The organism is Gibbsiella quercinecans, assembly GCF_002291425.1.
Classification (GTDB): domain Bacteria; phylum Pseudomonadota; class Gammaproteobacteria; order Enterobacterales; family Enterobacteriaceae; genus Gibbsiella; species Gibbsiella quercinecans.
Map to the genome: position 1 here is coordinate 5,074,507 of NZ_CP014136.1, position 19,211 is coordinate 5,093,717.

The following is a 19,211-nucleotide window of genomic DNA, read 5'->3' on the forward strand; positions in this document are numbered from 1 at the left end:
CTGTTTGCTTCATGAAACTAATTCGGCGCGGTGCGCGAAGCCCGCAAGATTCAAAATCAAACAATTTACCAGGCAATTATATTCCTCTGTTGTTGTTCATGACGCACGAGCCGGAATAAATACCGTTTAATCCTCAGAGATGAGAGGGAATAGACATCTATTACCGGCCCACATTGGTGAACGAGATAATCTCGCCACTTAACACCGGCGTTTAAACACAGCCCTTGTCTAAAATCTTAATTTTTCAAAGTAGTCCGCTTTTCGCTTGGAGCGGTCTGTCGGTAATCCTCCCATTTTTAACGGAGGTGATAAGTAGAATCAGGTCATGCGTTGAATATGCTGCATCGGCGTGTAGCCATTCAATGCCATATTCGGACGCTCGTGATTATAAAACCATTGCCAGCGTGTGGCATAGTCCTGCAATTCATCCAGCGAGGAAAACAGGTACTGCCCTAGCCAGTCATAGCGTACTGTACGATTATATCGCTCAATATAAGCGTTCTGCTGAGGGTTACCGGGCTGAATAAAACGCAGGGTTATATTCTGTCGGGCCGCCCATGACATCAGTATCCTGCCTGTATATTCTGGCCCGTTATCGCACCGGATAGCTGCTGGTTTTCCCTTCCATTCAATGAGCTGCTCCAGTGTTCTGACCACCCGACTCGCTGGCAGGGAAAAATCCACCTCAATCGCCAGCGCTTCCCGATTAAAGTCATCGATAACATTCAGTAAACGAACAGAACGTCCATCCGATAGCTGATCATGCATGAAATCCATCGACCAGCATTCGTTGCCACTTTCAGGCACCACCAGTGGCTCAGGTTTATCCCGTTTCAGTCGTTTTTTCGGCTTGATCCGCATGTTAAGCGACAACCCGCAATAAATCCGGTACACCCTTTTATGGTTAAACTGGAAACCTTTTACGTTACGCAGATACAGAAAACACAGGCCAAATCCCCAGTTACGCTGACTGTCAGTGATACGGAGCAGCCAGTCGGCGATGACGTCATTTTCTTCATTTCGTTGCGGCTGGTAGCGATAGCAACTTTCGCTGACAACAAACAGCCGGCAGGCAAAACGCACGCTGACGTTTCGGCTCCTGACGGCTTCTTGCGCCATCTGCTTTCGACGCGATGGCTTCACCACTTTTTTGCCATGGCTTCCTGAATAATTTCGGCCTTGAGACGCTCTTCAGCATACATTTTTTTGAGGGACGGTTTTCCTCTTCCAGTTCTTTGAGGCGGGTCATCATGGAAGCATCCATCCCGCCAAAGCGTGAACGCCACTTATAGAAACTGGCGTTGCTCATGCCATGCTCGCGGCACAGTTCGGCCACCGGCGTTCCTGCCTCGGCTTGCTTCAGGATGGACATGATCTGGCTGTCAGTGAAACGTGATTTTTTCATAGAGATCTCCCCGGTTCAGGTTACGAGAAAATTCTACTTATGAACACACCGGTTTTTCGGGGGGATTACCTGTCTGATTAATCTCAGGTGTGTCTCCCAAAACTGTCATAATCAGACATCATTGTTTCCGCATAACCAATTAATGACCTTAGTCGAATCTATCACTATCTTTACCATCCATGAGTTTAAATAACTTTTCAAAATAGTAAATCACTGGATGGATGTGAAGTAACCACATTACCAATCACTGTACTCGACTGTTAAGCCTTATCTGGCGGGCGCTTGATGGTGAGCAAGCCTAACGCCTTGTGCACAAGCTTTCCACAAGGTGTAGCCGTATTATGAAAAGCCATTTAGTGCATAGTGAAATATTCACATAAGTAGGGATAAGAGACGATTGAAAGCTGCCATCATTAGGCAGATATTGACGGAATTTCTAACATTCGTATCTTGAGGCTACCTAGAGCGATCCGGGAATTTTACGATAGTCTTAGTTTGTTAGCTGAAATTTTTCTGGGGCTACTTGCAATGGTGAGAGGCCATACGATTTATTATCTTACTGGCTATGGTTTTATTTTTGTATAACCATTAAGAACAGCAGGAAATCTATAGCACAGGCCGTAGGCCTGATCATAAGGATAACAAAATCGAACTTGTTCATTCCTTTTTATTATCACTATGCATTAGCACATGATTTGTCAAAAACTAATCGATAGTGTTTGCTGGTATCAGATAGAAAATGATAATAAAGAACTACAAATATTAATATTTCCATCTTACATCACATTTACGAAAATCAGGAGCGTCGTGGATAGCCATACGCTTATAGTACAGGTGTGTCTAGGGCTATTAGTGCTCGATATTAGATGCTCTAATCGTACAACCAGCAGCTGGCTTCGGCAGAATCTATTAGCATTCTAACCGTCAGCGGGATCAACATTAAAGCGTTGACAAGGTATGTCAGGCACCGAAGTTGTATAACTTTTGATTAAATAACTTTTCCTTAACTATCAAGGCATCGTATTCGGCACTATTTATTGATTTTAAAACATAAAACTCATCTAATAGGCAAACGTCTTCATTTGATAAGCGCAAGCTCTTGCTGATAGTCAATATAATCTATCCTAAGGCTTCCCCGGTATTTATGCTTGGCGATGAAATAGGGATAGGCGGAATCTCTATGGTGGTAAAGGGTGATTTTCCAGCCTTTAAGGAACAGATTATTTTCGATAATGCCGCATTGTGCCTGAATTAAGATGTCGCGAATCGAATCCCATGGCAATGCTGGCCGCCTCTCGCTGTAGAGCAGGGTGTATCTGGCGACGTATCGTATAATCTGTTTACGCATGTTGTCTATGGTCCCTAAAGGGAAAATGAGTTTGTTGCCCGAAATCGGCGGTAAACAATGGGGCAGTAACGCGCTGAATACTGGGTCAGGCTGGTCAGAGACCAAGCCGTGAAAATGATAATCATTATCACAAATGATTTCAACCCTGAATTTTATGCGCCGGCGCTAACGCGTGGCTCTTTTGGCATCTGTCGCGTGTTGGGCGTTGCACTAGGTTTCCAACCTGATAATACCTGCTCGCTCTTATCTGAATTTACTGCGCAACGTTATTATATCCATACAAAAATAGTGTCTTTCTTATTGTTATAAATACATAAAATTAGTTTCTTTCATAGTTTCGTTGGTTATCATAAGCTCGCGACATATGAGCGTCGTTAATCGTTAACGAACAGAAGGAAGTATGAAATGTTTAGAAAAACCGCTGCTGAATTCTTCGGCACTTTCTGGCTGGTGTTTGGTGGTTGTGGGAGCGCGGTGTTAGCCGCAGCCTTCCCACAACTGGGGATTGGGTTTGCGGGGGTTGCGCTTGCGTTTGGTCTGACAGTTCTGACAATGGCTTTTGCCGTGGGGCATATCTCTGGCGGCCATTTCAACCCAGCAGTGACTCTGGGATTATGGGCCGGTGGGCGGATATCTTTCAAGGATGTTATACCCTACATCATTGCGCAGGTGATTGGTGGTATTGCTGCTGGTGGCGTTCTGTATCTGATTGCCAGCGGTAAATCTGGCTTTGATGTAACGGCCAGTGGTTTTGCATCAAATGGCTTTGGCGAGCACTCTCCTGGTGGATACTCACTGCAGTCTGCCGTTATCATCGAGCTGGTTCTGACGGCATTTTTCCTGATCGTGATTCATGGTGCGACAGATAAACGCGCTCCGGCGGGGTTCGCGCCCATTGCCATTGGTCTGGCGCTGACCCTTATTCACTTGATTAGCATTCCGGTCACTAACACATCGGTAAACCCAGCCCGCAGCACCGCCGTGGCGGTTTATCAGGGAACATGGGCCTTACAGCAACTCTGGGTATTCTGGCTGGTGCCGCTGGTTGGGGGCGTTGTCGGTGGGCTGATTTATCGCTTTCTTTTGCAGCGTAAAGACTAAACCTTGCTCACATTAAACCTATGATTCACCCCGCCAACAGGCGGGGTTTTTGTTGTCTATGGAAAACCCCCAGCTAGGCTGGGGGTTCCGGAAAGCTTTCAGCTTTAAGCCAGTTATTAAAACCCCTTTTGATTTGTTAAAACATCTTGCGGTCTGGCAACTGCAAAAGTTCAACAAGAAATCAAAAGGGGGTCCCAATGGGGGACGAAAAGAGCTTAGCGCACACCCGATGGAACTGTAAATATCACATAGTTTTTGCGCCAAAATACCGAAGACAAGCGTTCTACGGAGAGAAACGTCTGGCGATAGGCAGTATCTTAAGAAAGCTATGTGAGTGGAAAAATGTACGGATCCTGGAAGCTGAATGCTGCGCAGATCATATCCATATGCTTGTGGAAATCCCGCCCAAAATGAGCGTATCTGGCTTTATGGGATATCTGAAAGGGAAAAGCAGTCTGATGCTTTATGAGCAGTTTGGAGATCTGAAATTCAAATACAGAAACAGGGAGTTCTGGTGCCGGGGGTACTACGTAGATACGGTGGGGAAGAACACCGCGAAGATACAGGAATACATAAAGCACCAACTTGAAGAGGATAAAATGGGCGAGCAGTTATCGATCCCTTACCCGGGTAGCCCGTTTACGGGCCGTAAGTAACGGAGTCTGATGCAAATGTCAGATCGTATGCGCCTGTTAGGGCGCGGCTGGTAACAGAGCCTTATAGGCGCATCAGAAAAACCTCCGGCTATGCCGGAGGATATTTATTTGCCGCCACCATTTTATTTACCTGCCTCCTTGCTCCTTTTCATGCCGCGTTAACTTTTTTATGGCACATCAATGATCGTAACATTCGCGGTATTTAATAATTGCGCTGCTTTCATTGGCTTCTATGGTTAACAGATCGATAGTGATAGTTGCCTGTTTGAGGAGAGCGGCAGGGAATATAACGGTTCGTAGACTAAGGTGGATTTCATGTTTTCTGATGCTCCAGTAGCCACTCATCAACTACATTCAAGCTATGAAATGGAGGCGCCAGGTCCTTTGGGTGCCCTGCGGGGAACGGCTGTTCTGCCGGCAGAAAAAGGGGCGCCGGTTATCCTGATCATCCCGGGCTCTGGGCCTACCGATCGTGATGGCAATAGCCCACTGGGCATTCGCGCAGCAACCTATAAATTGTTGGCGGAAGGGTTGGCAGCGCAAGGTGTTGCCAGTATCCGAATCGATAAGCGCGGTATGTTCGGCAGCCAGGCCGCCGTGCCAGATGCCAACGCGGTAACCGTCAATGATTATGTTGACGATATCAGCGCGTGGGTGAATGTTGCCATGGCACAAACTGGCGCATCCTGCATTTGGCTGTTGGGGCACAGTGAGGGGGGGCTGGTGGCGTTGGTTGCTGTCGGAAAAATTAAAAATATTTGTGGGCTTGTGCTGCTTGCCACGCCGGCCAGGCCACTGGGTGAGGTTTTGGCCGCACAGCTACGGTCCAACCCTCATAATGCGCCGTTGATGGATGCGGCTGTAAACGTGATCAACCAGCTCTCGGCTGGCCATCGTGTCGATGCCCAGAATATACCGCCATTGCTTATGCCGCTTTTTAAGCCCGCCGTGCAGGGGTTCCTAATCAGTGCTTTTTCATTGAACCCCATTAAGCTAGCGGGCAAGATCGATAAGCCGGTTTTGATTCTGCAAGGGGAGCGCGATATTCAGGTGCCCGCCACGGCTGAACAACTTAGGCAGGTTTTTCCCCAGGCAACGCTGGCCATGCTGCCCGATACGAATCACATTTTTAAATCGGTCACGACGGATGACAAAGCCGTTAATCTGGCGACTTATGCTATGGCCGATCTGCCTCTGGCGCCAGGCGTGGTGAGCGCTATCACGGATTTCGTAAAGTCCCACAGCTCATCAAGGTGATTGATGGTGTGGCGCCGTTGCTGTCAGGTGGGGCGTTGGCCATAAAAAATCCCGCTGGGCAGAGCACAGCGGGAAAACCGGGTAGGGCATCAATGGAATGGCAGATAATTGGATCTCGTTATCTGCAAGCACTGTACACCTTGCAATATCAATGGCAGTTAAACCATGCCGGAATTACCTCATGTGCTGTTAATGTCGGCGGCGTTAATGCGCTAATTGGGTGAGTTTTTCATCCAGCGCTTGTATTAGCGTGGTTACAGACAGATCGCGAATCGCCGGGCACGCGGTAACAATTTGTGTGGCATGCGAATAATTTGGCGCCCATATTTTATAGCCGACTAATCCGCTGTCTTTCAGGCGGCGGGTATTGTAAACCGCCAGCAGCGGCGTATTAAAAGCACATGCGATATGCACAATCGACGTGTCGGGGCTTATCACCAGATCGGCGTTTCGCACGATCTCAATGGCGGTATTAATGGTACTGTTAGCCACATATTCCGCTGTGGGAATTTGCAAGGATTGCAGTTTGTCGCTATGCCCAATTAAAAGGATGCGGCATTCCTGATGGTGTTGGCGTATATGCGCGATCAGGCATTGCACCTGTTCGCGGGAAAAGTCTTTGTCTTCTGCGCCGGTGAACGGATTGATGGCGATAAGCCGGCGATCCGCCGGCAGCGTTAATGGCGCGACAAGGGCCGCCGCTGCAGGATCACGCCCCAAATGATAGTGGAAGGGCGCAGGCGGCAAATTGAATAACGCCAACACTTGCCGGTGCCGTTCTGTAATATGTTGCTCGCTATTGCGCCAGTTTAACTTCGGGGAATAAATCGTCGAATTTGGCTTGTTAAAGCCAATGACATGGCGTGGCGCAAGCAGAAATAGCAGGCGTAGCCGTTCGTAGTCCACAACGTCATCGAAATCGATCACAACGTCAAAATGTTGCGCCCGCAGTGAACGCAATGACATCCGCTTTTCGTATAGATATGTTTGCTGAACCGCATCACAGAATGCCAGCATAGATTTGCAGACATTGCCTGTCAGCACCGAGACGTGATAGCCGTTGTCGGCCAGTTGTTTCGCCGTACCGGTGGTCACCACCATGTCGCCGATTTTATCGTCCAGGCGCAGCAGCAGAACCCGTTTAACCTTCTCGGGTTCCCAGCTGGGTGGGCGGTACGTGATATTAAGCCAGGTGTTGAGCGTGTGCAGTTTAAGGCGGCGCAAAACGGTGTTTTTAGCGCGGTTGAAACGTTTTAAAAACTGCATGGTTAGGGCGGCTCCAGTCCGCAAACAGATAGCAGCGATGTGACCATTAAGCAAAAAATACAGAGCAGCCTGCTCCGTACCCATCCGGCCAGGGTATCCGTTAACGCCACGCTAACGGCAAGAAGGTTAGCTGCTCGGCCCTAACCCCAGGTGCTTACCGCAGCGCATGTTAACTTACTTTTTAGGGGGGAGAAAGCTACCCTTTATGGAGCTGGGCGTGAGGGCCATACACCCTGATTAATGGATGCCAAAAATAACTGGAGCGCGCTATGAAACGCATTGCGATTGTGGGGACAGGCCCAACAGGGATTTATACGTTCTTTTCGCTCTTAAAAAGTGAAACACCCCTGGCGATAACCCTCTTCGAGCAGGCAGAGCAGGCGGGCGTGGGGATGCCTTATAGCGATGAGGATAATAGCCGGCTGATGCTGGCGAATATCGCCAGTATCGAGATCCCGCCGATTACTGCCAGCTATCTGGCATGGTTGCGCCTGCAAGACGAAAAACAACTGGCGCGTTTCGGCGTTGATAAATCAAGCCTGCATCAGCGCCAGTTTTTGCCGCGGATTTTGCTTGGGCAATATTTCAGAGATCAATTCCAGATACTGCTGAAGCAGGCATCGGCGCGCGGTTTTGCGGTCACATTACATGAGTCGTGCAAAGTGGCGGATATTGAAGCCTTGCCTGCAGGTGTGAAGCTGTGCGCCGGCGGCGCGCCTGTCGCCGATTTTTTTGATCTGGTGGTGATTGCCACCGGGCATGTTTGGCCGGAAAAGGAAGCCTCGACGCGCAGCTATTTTCCCAGCCCCTGGTCGGGGCTGGTGGAAACGGCGATTCCCGCCTGTCGCATTGGCATCATGGGGACATCGCTCAGTGCGATTGATGCGGCCATGGCCGTGGTGGAGCAGCATGGCCAGTTTGTTGAGGGCGCCGAGGGTAAACTGTGTTTCGAGCTTGCCCCGGAAAGCCAGGCGTTGAGCATCACGCTGATGTCACGCTCGGGGATACTGCCGGAAGCCGATTTTTACTGCCCCATACCTTATCAGCCTCTGCGCATGGCAACCGAGCAGGCGATTAAACAAGAAATCGCTGCCGGGCCAGAGGGGCTGTTGGATCGCGTGTTTATGCTCATGGTTGAAGAGATCCAGCTTGCCGATCCCGCCTGGAGTGAGCGGGTATCGCTCGCGGCGCTGGATGCTGACAGTTTCGCCGATGCTTATTTCAGCGATCGCGCACGCTATGATCCGTTTCGCTGGGCTGAATACAACCTGGCCGAAGTTGAGCGCAACAAGCGCGGCAAGCGCACCGTGCCCTGGCGTTATGCGATCCTGCGGCTGCATGAAGCCGTGCAGGCCATCGTGCCGCACCTTGGGGAACAGGATCACCAACGCTTCACGGCCGGGCTGGCCAAGGTTTTCATTGATAACTATGCGGCAATCCCGCCCGAATCTATACGCCGGCTGTTGGCGCTGCGCGCAGCCGGGGTGATTGGCCTGCTGGAGCTTGGGTATGATTATCAACAAGAGGTACTGGACAAAAACACACTAATCCGCATTGATGGCGCAGAATATCTCTTTGATTTATTCATTGATGCCCGCGGCCAGCGGCCGCTCAAAACCAACGAATTGCCGTTTCCGGGGCTAAGGCGGCAACTGATGGCGTCGGGCGAGGATATTCCCGCCGTCGGCGACGATTACACCTTGCTGGCGCCGGATATCGCGCGCGGGCGCATTGCTTTTGGCGCATTGCCATACCTGATGCATGACCGGCCTTTTGTGCAGGGCATTACCGCAAGCGCGGACATCGGCGCAGCAATTGCACGTGCAGCCCTATCTCGTTGGCGGCGCTGAATTGGTCAGCGGGCCATGGTTTTGCCTGTCGCCATGTAAAACGTTATTTAATGGCGCTATACTGTATGAAAAACCAGTACAGGGGAAATCATTGGCCAGACATCAAAGCGCGCCGCGGTTGGCATTTGAAGCCGCGGCAATTTATCAATATCCAGAGCACCTGCGCCAATGGTTGGCGGGCTTGCCCTCGTTGCCAGGGGTTTATCTGTTCCACGGCGAGAGTGAAACCATGCCGCTCTATATTGGTAAAAGCGTGAATATCCGTAGCCGGGTGCTTTCACATTTGCGCGCCCCGGATGAAGCCGCGATGCTGCGCCAGGCACGGCGGATCTCGTTCGTCAGAACCGCCGGTGAAATCGGCGCCTTGCTGCTGGAGGCGCAGATGATCAAAAAGCAGCAGCCGCTGTTTAATAAGCGCCTGCGCCGCAACAAACAGCTTTGTGCCTTGCAGCTTAATGCCGATAAGCCTGAAGTGGTGTATGCCAAAGAGGTGGACTTCGCTCGTAAAGCGGGGTTGTTCGGGCTATTTGCTAACCGGCGGGCGGCGCTGCAGGCGCTGCAGTCCATCGCCGATCGGCATCAACTCTGTTATGGGCTATTGGGGCTTGAGCCGTTGAGCCGGGGGCGCCCCTGTTTTCGCTCGGCGCTGAAGCGTTGCGCCGGCGCCTGTTGTGGCAAGGAGAGCCTGGCCGCGCATCGCCAGCGGCTGCTTGCTGCGCTTGAGGAAGGCCGCGTGGTGTGTTGGCCGTGGCAGGGCCCGATCGCTTTGCGCGAGCAGGGGCCGGATAGGGTGCAGTACCACATTATTCACCATTGGCTCTGGCTCGGTGCCGTAGACGATCTGGGCGATGCACCGGCGTTAATGGTCGCTGCGCCGGGTTTTGACAGCGACGGCTATAAAATTCTCTGTAAACCCGTGATGAGTGGGCAGTATGAGATTATAGATCTTTACGAACAAGCATGACGCCCTAGAGTCTTTATTTGGGCGTAATTCCTATTCGTATCTGTCTGGTTGGGCATTAGCCGGCTCGTTAGCTAAAAACGGTGAGGATGATGCAGTGGGCTCTGCTGAGGAACGTAACAGGTTAGAGTTCAAAAAATATGAGATTTATGAGTATAAAAAATCATTAAATTATAGGTGTCTGGCTAAAACAAAGGCGAAGAGATAAACATGGGTTGCCCTGGGGCATTTTACCGGTACTGATGGTTTTCTTTGGTCTTGTGTATCTATACACAAAATCATTCAAGTTGCAGTTATGTTGGCTTTTGCTATTTTTTACATTTAAAAAAACCCGCAGCAGCGGGTTTTTATCACTATGGCTTAACTGCTCAGGCTATTGCCGTCATCGCTATTGTAAGCCTTTGCGAATTATCTGGCATTAAATCGCACAGACATTGCCGGCAGAAGGGCCTTTTGCGCCATTCTCGATAGAGAATTCCACTTTTTGCCCTTCATCCAGAGTTTTGAAGTCATTACTTTGGATAGCTGAAAAATGTACGAATACATCTTTACTGCCATCTGCTGGCGAAATAAAACCAAAACCTTTACCAGCGTCAAACCATTTTACTAAACCAGTCATTTTATTAGACATAGATACTTCCTTTAATTTTTAGCCACTTAAGGTGGCAAACATGGCCTGTATTCAGATAATTACTTATTGGGCACTTAGGAGAAGGCTCATGAAGAAGGGCATCTATGGATAAACTCTTGAACTGAGAACTGCTTTACTAAAACTGCTTTCATAAGGTCTGTGTTCCAAACCGATGACGCATCATATCCTTGTCCTGCTTTATTAAGCAAGTGTTAATTTTTCTTATCTGATTTTTTAAATGTTTTATTGGTGTTCATTGGCTCTTCGGCTTTGGGTTTTTCATGAGGTTTAGATTTTTATCGAATGCGAAACGCATATTTCTCAGCCTGATCAACTCTTGTGAAATCGTTTTTATCCGAGCGTTATCATCATGGCCGCATCCTAGGGCATAAGGCGCAGGAGAGCCGCGGTGCCATTGTGCCCCGGCCTGCGGTAACAAAGAAGCTGAACGGTCTGGAAACGGTGCCTGGTCATGAGCTTGCGCCGTTTGCAAATGTGCTTGAAGAGCGATCAGGAAAGGGTAGAATGTTACGCATTTCCAATGCGGAGACTACCCTGTTTCTGGTTGTATTAAACATTCTTGTGGCGCTTAGCGTGCATCTGACAATCTGCTTTGGAAGCTGTGTTTCATGAGTATGAACGTTAAGGGGGGGCATATGAACAACCCGCTTTTCATCGGCATTTTAGTGGTGCTCTGGATTTTGGACGTCTATCTTAAAAACCCATTATAGTCCTTCCAGGGCTTCACCCTGGGGGGCTGCAAAGGAGTCGCATCGTTTGGCTACCCGCCTAAAGCGCCCTTTGCCCGGAACCAAAGTCATCGCTGCAACGGCAAAATCACTGCGTCATGTTTCTTCGCTTTATCCCCGCTTGCTGGCTTGTTTAAAATATTACTCCGGCGTGTTTGGTATATATTTCCCCGCGCTGATAGTCGCGTGATATTTTTATTTATCTTAAATGACGTATTTATTTAACCGCCAATTTCCTATGGGCTATCTTCTGCGCGCATCAATGTGCGATTGCCGCTGGCGTGAGCGTACATCCCCAAGCGTTATGAACCGGTTCAACCAAGGGCGGGGCGGAACCCACGTGTTTAATCGGGTTGAACGATGAGGCTCTGGCCGATATGATCGCTCTATCCGCCATTAGCTCAACGTGGCAAGAGCATTGCTTCGTGACAGGAAGTAAGAGCCGGGGTTCGAGACCTCGATGGCGGACCAAATACGGCCGCAGGGCGCATATGAGTATGCCCCTGTGCGAATAGCCCTGGCGCCCCGGCCACCGCCGGGGTTTCGCGTTTCTGGGGCTGGCGTGCTGCTACTTTTTCTGTGATTTTTTGGCTTCGTGCTTTTCCATATTGGCCTTTGCCTCTTCTTTGGCCTTTTCCGCCAAATGCGCGATTTCCTCTTCGCTGACGAGTTCACCGGCATTGTGAACCTTGGCAAAGCCTTCATTGATCTTGGTGTCTTGCGGTTTTTTATCGTCCATTATCTGTAACCTATTTCGGTAGTTTTACGTCAGGGTAGTTAACCATAAAACGCCCGGTAAAAGTTTGATTAAGGCTGCGGCACGACCGATTCCTGTGCAGGAAGGCCGTGCGGCAAGCGCCTGGCGCTGTTTTTAGCCCGTCACTTCACACTAACTTTCTTTACCGATCAGTAGGCTAGCGTGCTTTGGCATAGCGGCCTCTCCCATTGCTAAAAATTTCCCTTTATACTGTATAAAAAAACAGTAAAGGTGAGCATATGAGATTATTTTACCCAACGGCGAACCCCGGCAAACTCGAACTTCCGTTGTTCTCTGACAAAGTGCCGGCAGGCTTCCCCAGCCCGGCGGCGGATTATGTCGGCGCACGGATAGATCTGAACGAGTACTGCATCAGCCACCCCAACGCGACCTACTTTTTGTACGCCACAGGGGATTCGATGCTCGAAGCGGGCATCACCGAAGGCTCCATGCTGGTGGTCGATCGCAGCATCAGCGCGGGGCACGGCGATATCGTGATCGCGAGTGTTGCCGGGGAGTTCACCGTAAAACGGCTGTGCCTGCACCCTCGCCGCCAGTTGGAGCCGATGAACCCCAAATACCAACCGATAGCCCTGCGGGAAGGCCATGACGAGGTTGAGATATTCGGCGTTGTTGTCTCTGTTATCACCAGGCTCAAGTAAATGTACGCATTGGCTGATGTGAGCAATTTCTATGCGAGCTGTGAAATGCTGTGGCGCCCCGATTTGCGTGGCCGGCCGGTGGTTGTGCTGTCGAATAACGATGGTTGCGTTGTCGCCAGAAGTGCAGAGGCCAAAGCCTGCGGCGTAAAAATGGCGGTGCCTTATTTCCAGATTAAGCAACGCTTTGAACGCGCTGGCGGTATCGCATTCAGCAGCAATTATGAGCTCTATGCGGATATGTCTACGCGCGTTATGGCCATCCTGGAAGAGATGGCGCCGCACATCGAAATCTACAGCATTGATGAAAGCTTTCTCGATCTGACCGGCGTGCGCAACTGTACCGATCTGGCAACGTTTGGGCACCAGGTCAGAAGCCGGGTGAAAAAAGAAACCGGGTTAACGATTGGTATCGGGATTGCGCAAACCAAAACGCTGGCCAAGCTGGCTAACTTTGCCGCCAAGCGGTGGCAGAAGACCAATGGCGTGGTCGATCTCTCTAACCCGGCGCGGCAACGGAGGTTAATGGCGATAGTGCCGGCGGCGGAAGTGTGGGGCATCGGCCGGCGGTTGGCGAAAAAACTCAGCGTCATGGGGATTGAAACAGCGCTGCAATTGGCCGATGCCAGTACAGCGATGATCCGCAAGCATTTCAGCGTGGTGCTTGAGCGCACGGTGCGTGAACTGCGTGGCCAGCCGTGCCTGGCACTGGAAGAGTTTGCGCCGACCAAGCAGCAGATCGTCTGTAGCCGTAGCTTTGGCGATCCGATAACGCTGTATGAGCATATGCACCAGGCCATCTGCCTGCATGCCAGCCGGGCGGCGGAAAAATTGCGGGCGGAACACCAGTATTGCCGTCATGTGAGCGCATGGATCAAAACCAGCCCCTTTGCGAATCATCGCGCCTATTACGGCAATGCGGCCAGCATACCGCTCCATACCCCCTCGCAGGATACCCGCGACATTATCACCGCGGCTATGCGCTGCCTGGATAAGATCTGGCAGCCAGGGCATCGTTACCAAAAATGCGGGGTGATACTGCAAGACTTTTTCAGCCAGGGCGTGGCCCAGTTGGGATTGTTCGATGAATACCCGCCGCGGCCTAACAGTGGGCCGCTGATGAGCGTGTTGGATCAGATCAATCAGTCAGGCGGGGCGAAGGTGTGGTTTGCCGGGCAGGGGGCGCAGCAGGTGTGGGCGATGAAGCGTGAACTGCTCTCGCCGGCTTACACAACAAGGCTGGCCGATCTGCCGCGTGCGCGGGTGTATTAACCTGGCTCGGGGGAATGGGGCGCAACCATATACCTGGTTTCTTATATAATTCCCCGAAAAAAATACTTAACAATATTAACTAATAAGTTAATTTACAGCTGTCACGTTAAAAGTGGTAAGCCAGCGAAAATGGGCATAGGCAACGGCGCTACACGATTTCACTCTGCAAATAGGTAGGGAACAACCAGTGGATAGGTTCGTGTGGTAATAAAGTCGCCAAAAGCAGAAAAAAATCCCGCCGATCTGTTGTGATACGGCGGGTTGCCAATTCGGCCAACACCAGGGAAAATATAAGTGAATCTAATTAATTTATACCCGCAAACGGGGTCCAATAGTTTGCTATACATCAATAAAACTTAATTTTTATCATGAAAACGTGGGGCCGTTAGGCCACAAAACGTGCGCCGGCGGCAATCGCTATAAGAATAAGAATCAGTTATTTCATTTCACTGGATGGCGCAGTGTGTGGACGTTTGGGTGATAAGATTTTATTACGTACTGTCGGTATACCGATAAACACTTTTCGTGTTGTTCCTTTAGCGGCAAGCCCTGTTGTACTGCGCGCATCCCATGGGAATCATGTTCCATAATGCGAGATCCTCCAGTAACTCTTAATACTTTGCCTACGCTGGTTCCATGATAACTGAAATCGAACAAGATCGGCTGATTGTGTAAACAAACAGCATTTGGTTGCAATTGTTGATTAATTAATAACCATAAATGCCGGGTTGGTATTAAATTCCGCACGTTTTGACTGGTCGTTTCTACCCTCGAGGGCTATCCTCGCTCTAGTTTCGTATTTGTACGATTTATTAAGCAATATTTATATTCATGAGGAGGTTCTATGCGTTTTGATAATAAAGTCGTCGTGATTACCGGTGCGGGTAACGGCATGGGGGAAGCGGCCGCTCGCCGTTTCTCCGCTGAAGGCGCTATTGTCGTACTGGCCGACTGGGCAAAAGACGCCGTCGATGCCGTTGCGGCATCGCTGCCAAAGGGCAAAGCGCATGCGGTACACGTTGATGTTTCCGATCCTGCGGCCGTTGAAAAAATGATGAATGACGTTGCAGAGAAACTCGGCCGTATTGACGTGTTGCTGAACAATGCCGGTGTTCACGTTGCCGGTAGCGTGCTGGAAACCAGCGTTGCCGATTGGCGCCGCATTGCCGGTGTGGATATCGACGGCGTGGTCTTCTGTTCCAAATTCGCGCTGCCGCACCTGCTGAAAACCAAAGGCAGTATCGTGAATACTGCATCGGTTTCCGGCCTGGGCGGTGACTGGGGCGCAGCCTATTACTGTGCAGCGAAAGGCGCAGTGGTTAACCTGACCCGCGCCATGGCGCTGGATCACGGCGCAGACGGCGTGCGTGTGAACTCTGTGTGCCCAAGCCTGGTGAAAACCAACATGACCAATGGCTGGCCGCAGGAGATCCGCGACAAATTCAACGAACGTATCCCGTTGGGCCGTGCGGCAGAACCCGAAGAAATCGCCGCGGTTATGGCATTCCTGGCCAGCGATGACGCCAGCTTTATCAACGGCGCCAACGTGCCGGTCGATGGCGGGGCAACCGCCTCTGACGGCCAGCCAAAAATCGTTTAACACTGTAGTGGAAGGCAATGCATCATTGCCTGCGTAACGTATGGCGTTACGCCAATAGGGCACAGCTTGCTGTGCCCTTTTTTATACCTGCCGCCGGCTAACCGTAGACGCCTCATGATCCCTGTTTGCTGCAACGATGCCCCGCAGCTTGGCAGGCTACCTCGCTCCTTTGTGCAGCCATTGGCGCTGCGCCTTTTCTTTTCTCGTACCGCACCGTAAAGTAAAAAACGGATAAAAATAATCGATTGGAAGGCCTGAACATGTTTTCTTTTTTGGCCCGGCATAAAGCTACGTTGCTGGGCCTGCTGGCAATTGTGTTATGGAGCAGCATCACCGGCCTGATCCGTCTCGTCAGTGAAGGCCTGGGGCCGATCGGCGGCGCGGCGATGATCTACAGCGTCAGTACGCTGTTTTTATTGGCGGTGATGGGCTGGCCCAAACTGCGCCAATTCCCCAGGGTATATCTGATAGCGGGCAGCGTGCTGTTCGTGGCCTATGAAATCTGTCTGTCGTTGGCGCTCGGCTATGCCAACAGCCGCACCCAGGCAATAGAATTGAGCATGATCAACTACCTGTGGCCCTGTTTCACTGTGCTGATGGCGATAGTGTTTAATGGGCAACGCGCCACCTGGTGGGTGATCCCGGGTATGCTGCTGTCACTGGCGGGCATTGGCTGGATCATGAACGGTGGGAACGCAGGGTCGTTGGCGCAGTTGCTGCACAACGTGCGCAGCAACCCGCTTAGCTACGGCCTGGTGTTTAGCGGCGCGCTGCTTTGGGCCGCCTATTGCAACGTCACCCGGAAAAGCGCCCAGGGCCATAATGGCGTGGTGCTGTTTATGTTGCTGACGGCGGTGTCGCTGTGGGTGAAATATGCCATCAGCAACGAAACGGGCATGCAATTTTCCCCCGCCGTCACGGCGGCGCTGCTGTGCGTGGGCGTGGCGATGGGGGCGGGTTATGCCGCCTGGAACGTTGGCATCCTGCGTGGCAACATGGCGCTGCTCGCGGCCGCCTCTTATTTTACCCCGGTGCTTTCATCGGTGCTTGCCGCCATCGTGCTCAGCACTGTGCTCAGCATCAATTTCTGGCAGGGGGGCGCGATGGTAACCTTGGGATCGTTGGTGTGCTGGTGGGCTACTCGCAGGTAAGCAGATTGAGCACCAGGGGCAATTCCCCGCTAAGCTGTAAGTAGCCCTTTTGTATGGAGATGTTGCTCATGAGAGACGATATTCAATTTACTCTACAGCCCAGCAGTGGCGCGCAGTCTTATGGCCGTGGCGATACTGTTCGCCTGACGACGGCGAATTTGCGGCATGAATACCAGATCGACGTCAGTATTTTATTCCGTGAAGGTAATGTATTTCATGGTTCGGTCATTGCCGCGGCGCCCCGGCTGGATATCCCCTTGAAGGCATGGGAAATTAATCCGGGCGAAGAGGTGGTGTTCCGTAAGGAGAACATTGCCAAAGCGTTGCCAGGCGCGCGTTAGCTTTTATACCAGGCTATCGCTGCAGATGCTGTGCTTACCGCTAGCTCATCAGCAATGCTGATGGGTTTCACCCAGCGTTGGTTTCTTTAGTTCAGCCTGGCGCCTGCTCACATCAAAACCGCACTGCCGGCCGGCAACTGCGGTTTTTTTATCCCTACCAGCCACCAGATCAATAACCCCAAGTTGCCAGTAAATATGGCATATATCTTGCTTTAAAAATTCTTATCATGATTAAAATCACAAAAATTATGATTTTTCATGAAACAAAAATTGACAAATGTGAAGGCAATCGATTACCTATTCGCGAAATGCGTAACTGGATCACAGACTGTTGCACTTTGTGGTTCTTATAATGCGCGCGTGATTCGGTGGCATCGTGAGCCGAACGCGATACCGGGTGTCGTTGGTAGGTTTGTCATCTTTCTAACGGGCAGGAAATGGCCCTTTAAGCATGTGGTAATAAAATGAAAAAAATAGCTCTCGCAGCAGGTGTGCTGCTCGCGTCGTCGTACAGCGCATCATCAATGGCTGATAGCAAAGACAGTGAATATGTTTCGGATTGGTGGCACCAAAGTGTCAACGTAGTGGGGAGCTACCATACCCGCTTCGGGCCGCAGTTGAACAATGACGTTTACCTGGAATACGAAGCGTTTGCCAAACATGAATGGCTGGATTTTTACGGCTATGTCGACGTGCCGAAATTCTTCGGCGTTGGCAACACGCCGGATCGGGGCATCTGGGATAAGGGCTCACCGATGTTCATGGAAATCGAACCGCGCTTTTCCATTGATAAGCTGACCGGGGCCGATCTCAGCTTCGGGCCGTTCAAAGAATGGTACATCGCCAACAACTATATCTACGATATGGGGCGTGATAAGGCTTCCCGTCAGAGCACCTGGTATATGGGGTTGGGCACCGATATCGATACCGGCCTGCCGATGAGCCTGTCACTGAACGTGTATGCCAAATATCAATGGCAGAACTACGGCGCGGCCAATGAAAACAGCTGGGACGGTTACCGCGTCAAAGTAAAATACTTTGTGCCGATTACCGAACTGTGGGGCGGCAACCTCAGCTACATCGGCTTTACCAACTTCGATTTTGGTTCCGATCTGGGCAAGGACAGCAACTGGGTGGACGGCACCGGCAAACAGGTCCGCACCAACGATTCCATCGCCTCCAGCCATATTCTGTCGTTGAACTATGCGCATTGGCATTATTCCGTGGTGGCGCGTTACTTCCATCACGGCGGCCAGTGGCAGGATGGGGCGGATATCGGTTTGCAACAAAGCCCGATCAAATCCACCGGCTGGGGTTACTACCTGGTGGCGGGCTACAACTTCTAACGCGTCAGCCAAGCTGAAACGGTAAAAAATGCCCCTTTATTCGGCTGGATAAAGGGGCACTGCCGTTATGGTGCCACGGGGCTGCGTGCTTAGCGGTGATGGCCGTGGTGTGGCGCCGGGTGGCTATGCCCGTGGTCGAACCGATTGGGTGCATGGCCGCCGTGCTGGTGAAGGGGCGCACAGCCCGTTAAAAAGAGCATAACCGTCACTATTACTGATTTATAAATCATATTTTTCATAACGCTATTACCGTAGAATCGTGGTATCTGCAACGGTAGGTATCATCCACTATTTCATTAATCGTTTCCCGTATTTCCCACTCTTTGTTGAGATATCGTTTATTTTAACGGCAGGTTATTCTGTGCGGCATTTAAACACGCCTGCTCAATCAGCGTTCTATTATTAAGCGCGCCAGGTTATAAACGGCTTGGGTAAATAAACTACAGCGTTTTTTAAGGTATTAAAATATAAGCGCTATAGTTTGTTTTACGTTGAGTGGCGAACCCCGTGCCTGATCCCGCCGCATTGGGGCGCGTGGAGGCGACGGCGGGCGCCAGGTAACGAATGCGAAAAAATATCCCGCCGATAACGGCGGGAACTCACAGAAATATTATCTTGGATGATAAGGAAGATAAGTTTGAGATGCGAAAAAAACGTGGTAACTCTTTTTAGTTACCGGTGCCAAAAGTACTGGATTGGCTTTTTCACTGCAAGAAATATCTGAATTTAAATTCCCCTTCCGGGTATTTACTTTGGCAGGCTGTAAATATTGTTAATGCTTTGCGCTCGTTGCTTTGGCCTTGTTACCACGCTGCGTATAATACGCTGCCATTATCCGGTGCCGTGGAACTTTTCTGTAAA

The 19,211-nt window shown here is 50.8% G+C and carries 16 protein-coding genes, 1 tRNA gene and 1 pseudogene; 12 read left to right on the forward strand and 6 right to left on the reverse strand.

Annotated elements, in window-relative coordinates; translation table 11 throughout:
• Positions 1-318: 318 nt before the first annotated feature.
• The 3 genes and pseudogenes from ACN28Q_RS23065 to ACN28Q_RS23075 form a co-directional block, all read right to left on the reverse strand.
• Positions 319-1,405, reverse strand: a pseudogene (locus tag ACN28Q_RS23065) (IS3 family transposase).
• A gap of 871 nt (positions 1,406-2,276) precedes the next feature.
• Complete coding sequence (locus ACN28Q_RS23070) at positions 2,277-2,345, reverse strand: DUF1493 family protein (protein ID WP_121526049.1); 69 nt, start codon at positions 2,343-2,345, stop codon at positions 2,277-2,279.
• Positions 2,346-2,483: 138 nt separating this feature from the next.
• A complete protein-coding gene (locus ACN28Q_RS23075) occupies positions 2,484-2,753 on the reverse strand; it encodes a hypothetical protein (RefSeq protein WP_095848474.1) in 270 nt (89 codons plus the stop codon).
• Positions 2,754-3,158: 405 nt separating this feature from the next.
• Between ACN28Q_RS23075 and aqpZ the strand changes: the two genes are divergently transcribed.
• From aqpZ to ACN28Q_RS23090, 3 genes are all read left to right on the forward strand, one after another.
• Entirely contained in the window at positions 3,159-3,854 is a 696-nt protein-coding gene (gene aqpZ / locus ACN28Q_RS23080) for an aquaporin Z (protein WP_095848475.1), read from the forward strand.
• Between the two features lie 197 nt (positions 3,855-4,051).
• Positions 4,052-4,510, forward strand: coding sequence for an IS200/IS605 family transposase (gene tnpA / locus ACN28Q_RS23085; protein WP_038918153.1), 459 nt, complete (start codon positions 4,052-4,054; stop codon positions 4,508-4,510).
• 315 nt (positions 4,511-4,825) lie between these two features.
• A complete protein-coding gene (locus tag ACN28Q_RS23090) occupies positions 4,826-5,767 on the forward strand; it encodes an alpha/beta hydrolase (RefSeq protein WP_095848476.1) in 942 nt (313 codons plus the stop codon).
• Positions 5,768-5,971: 204 nt separating this feature from the next.
• Here ACN28Q_RS23090 and ACN28Q_RS23095 read toward each other — a convergent pair whose 3' ends face one another.
• Entirely contained in the window at positions 5,972-7,033 is a 1,062-nt protein-coding gene (locus ACN28Q_RS23095) for a glycosyltransferase family 9 protein (RefSeq protein ID WP_165907105.1), read from the reverse strand.
• Between the two features lie 269 nt (positions 7,034-7,302).
• On the opposite strand from ACN28Q_RS23095, the gene ACN28Q_RS23100 reads away from it, so the two are divergent.
• Positions 7,303-8,883: an FAD-NAD(P)-binding protein gene (locus ACN28Q_RS23100; protein WP_095848478.1), complete on the forward strand. Its 1,581-nt coding sequence runs from the start codon at positions 7,303-7,305 to the stop codon at positions 8,881-8,883.
• 91 nt (positions 8,884-8,974) lie between these two features.
• Positions 8,975-9,847, forward strand: coding sequence for an excinuclease Cho (gene cho / locus ACN28Q_RS23105; protein WP_095849169.1), 873 nt, complete (start codon positions 8,975-8,977; stop codon positions 9,845-9,847).
• A 415-nt stretch (positions 9,848-10,262) separates the two neighbouring features.
• Here the strand turns inward: cho and cspE are convergent, their stop codons facing one another.
• Entirely contained in the window at positions 10,263-10,475 is a 213-nt protein-coding gene (gene cspE, locus ACN28Q_RS23110) for a transcription antiterminator/RNA stability regulator CspE (RefSeq protein WP_095848479.1), read from the reverse strand.
• Between the two features lie 1,139 nt (positions 10,476-11,614).
• Here cspE and ACN28Q_RS23115 point away from each other — a divergent pair.
• Positions 11,615-11,695, forward strand: a tRNA-His gene (locus tag ACN28Q_RS23115).
• A gap of 97 nt (positions 11,696-11,792) precedes the next feature.
• Here the strand turns inward: ACN28Q_RS23115 and ACN28Q_RS23120 are convergent.
• Positions 11,793-11,963 carry a hypothetical protein gene (locus tag ACN28Q_RS23120; RefSeq protein ID WP_165907104.1) on the reverse strand — a complete coding sequence of 57 codons (171 nt, stop codon included), beginning with the start codon at positions 11,961-11,963 and terminating at the stop codon, positions 11,793-11,795.
• A 257-nt stretch (positions 11,964-12,220) separates the two neighbouring features.
• Between ACN28Q_RS23120 and umuD the strand changes: the two genes are divergently transcribed.
• The 6 genes from umuD (at position 12,221) to ACN28Q_RS23150 (ending at position 18,350) form a co-directional block, all read left to right on the forward strand.
• Positions 12,221-12,643, forward strand: coding sequence for a translesion error-prone DNA polymerase V autoproteolytic subunit (gene umuD, locus ACN28Q_RS23125; RefSeq protein WP_095848480.1), 423 nt, complete (start codon positions 12,221-12,223; stop codon positions 12,641-12,643).
• Positions 12,644-13,912 (forward strand): translesion error-prone DNA polymerase V subunit UmuC, encoded by a 1,269-nt coding sequence (gene umuC / locus ACN28Q_RS23130; protein WP_095848481.1) that lies wholly within the window; start codon positions 12,644-12,646, stop codon positions 13,910-13,912.
• An 844-nt stretch (positions 13,913-14,756) separates the two neighbouring features.
• The gene (gene budC, locus ACN28Q_RS23135; protein WP_095848482.1) at positions 14,757-15,512 is read left to right on the forward strand and encodes a meso-2,3-butanediol dehydrogenase; all 756 of its coding nucleotides are present in this window, start codon (positions 14,757-14,759) and stop codon (positions 15,510-15,512) included.
• 260 nt (positions 15,513-15,772) lie between these two features.
• Complete coding sequence (yddG, locus tag ACN28Q_RS23140; protein ID WP_095849170.1) at positions 15,773-16,663, forward strand: aromatic amino acid DMT transporter YddG; 891 nt, start codon at positions 15,773-15,775, stop codon at positions 16,661-16,663.
• Between the two features lie 68 nt (positions 16,664-16,731).
• Positions 16,732-17,004, forward strand: a complete 273-nt coding sequence (locus ACN28Q_RS23145; RefSeq protein WP_095848483.1) for a hypothetical protein — start codon at positions 16,732-16,734, stop codon at positions 17,002-17,004.
• 464 nt (positions 17,005-17,468) lie between these two features.
• Entirely contained in the window at positions 17,469-18,350 is an 882-nt protein-coding gene (locus ACN28Q_RS23150; RefSeq protein WP_095848484.1) for a nucleoside-specific channel-forming protein Tsx, read from the forward strand.
• Positions 18,351-19,211 lie beyond the last annotated feature (861 nt).

Bases quoted from the DNA above. Each gene is read 5' to 3' on its own strand.
- ACN28Q_RS23075 (WP_095848474.1), bottom strand. From the start codon at position 2,753: ATGCGTAAACAGATTATACGATACGTCGCCAGATACACCCTGCTCTAC.
- aqpZ (WP_095848475.1), top strand. From the start codon at position 3,159: ATGTTTAGAAAAACCGCTGCTGAATTCTTCGGCACTTTCTGGCTGGTG.
- tnpA (WP_038918153.1), top strand. From the start codon at position 4,052: ATGGGGGACGAAAAGAGCTTAGCGCACACCCGATGGAACTGTAAATAT.
- ACN28Q_RS23090 (WP_095848476.1), top strand. From the start codon at position 4,826: ATGTTTTCTGATGCTCCAGTAGCCACTCATCAACTACATTCAAGCTAT.
- ACN28Q_RS23095 (WP_165907105.1), bottom strand. From the start codon at position 7,033: ATGCAGTTTTTAAAACGTTTCAACCGCGCTAAAAACACCGTTTTGCGC.
- ACN28Q_RS23100 (WP_095848478.1), top strand. From the start codon at position 7,303: ATGAAACGCATTGCGATTGTGGGGACAGGCCCAACAGGGATTTATACG.
- cspE (WP_095848479.1), bottom strand. From the start codon at position 10,475: ATGTCTAATAAAATGACTGGTTTAGTAAAATGGTTTGACGCTGGTAAA.
- ACN28Q_RS23120 (WP_165907104.1), bottom strand. From the start codon at position 11,963: ATGGACGATAAAAAACCGCAAGACACCAAGATCAATGAAGGCTTTGCC.
- umuD (WP_095848480.1), top strand. From the start codon at position 12,221: ATGAGATTATTTTACCCAACGGCGAACCCCGGCAAACTCGAACTTCCG.
- umuC (WP_095848481.1), top strand. From the start codon at position 12,644: ATGTACGCATTGGCTGATGTGAGCAATTTCTATGCGAGCTGTGAAATG.
- budC (WP_095848482.1), top strand. From the start codon at position 14,757: ATGCGTTTTGATAATAAAGTCGTCGTGATTACCGGTGCGGGTAACGGC.
- yddG (WP_095849170.1), top strand. From the start codon at position 15,773: ATGTTTTCTTTTTTGGCCCGGCATAAAGCTACGTTGCTGGGCCTGCTG.
- ACN28Q_RS23145 (WP_095848483.1), top strand. From the start codon at position 16,732: ATGAGAGACGATATTCAATTTACTCTACAGCCCAGCAGTGGCGCGCAG.
- ACN28Q_RS23150 (WP_095848484.1), top strand. From the start codon at position 17,469: ATGAAAAAAATAGCTCTCGCAGCAGGTGTGCTGCTCGCGTCGTCGTAC.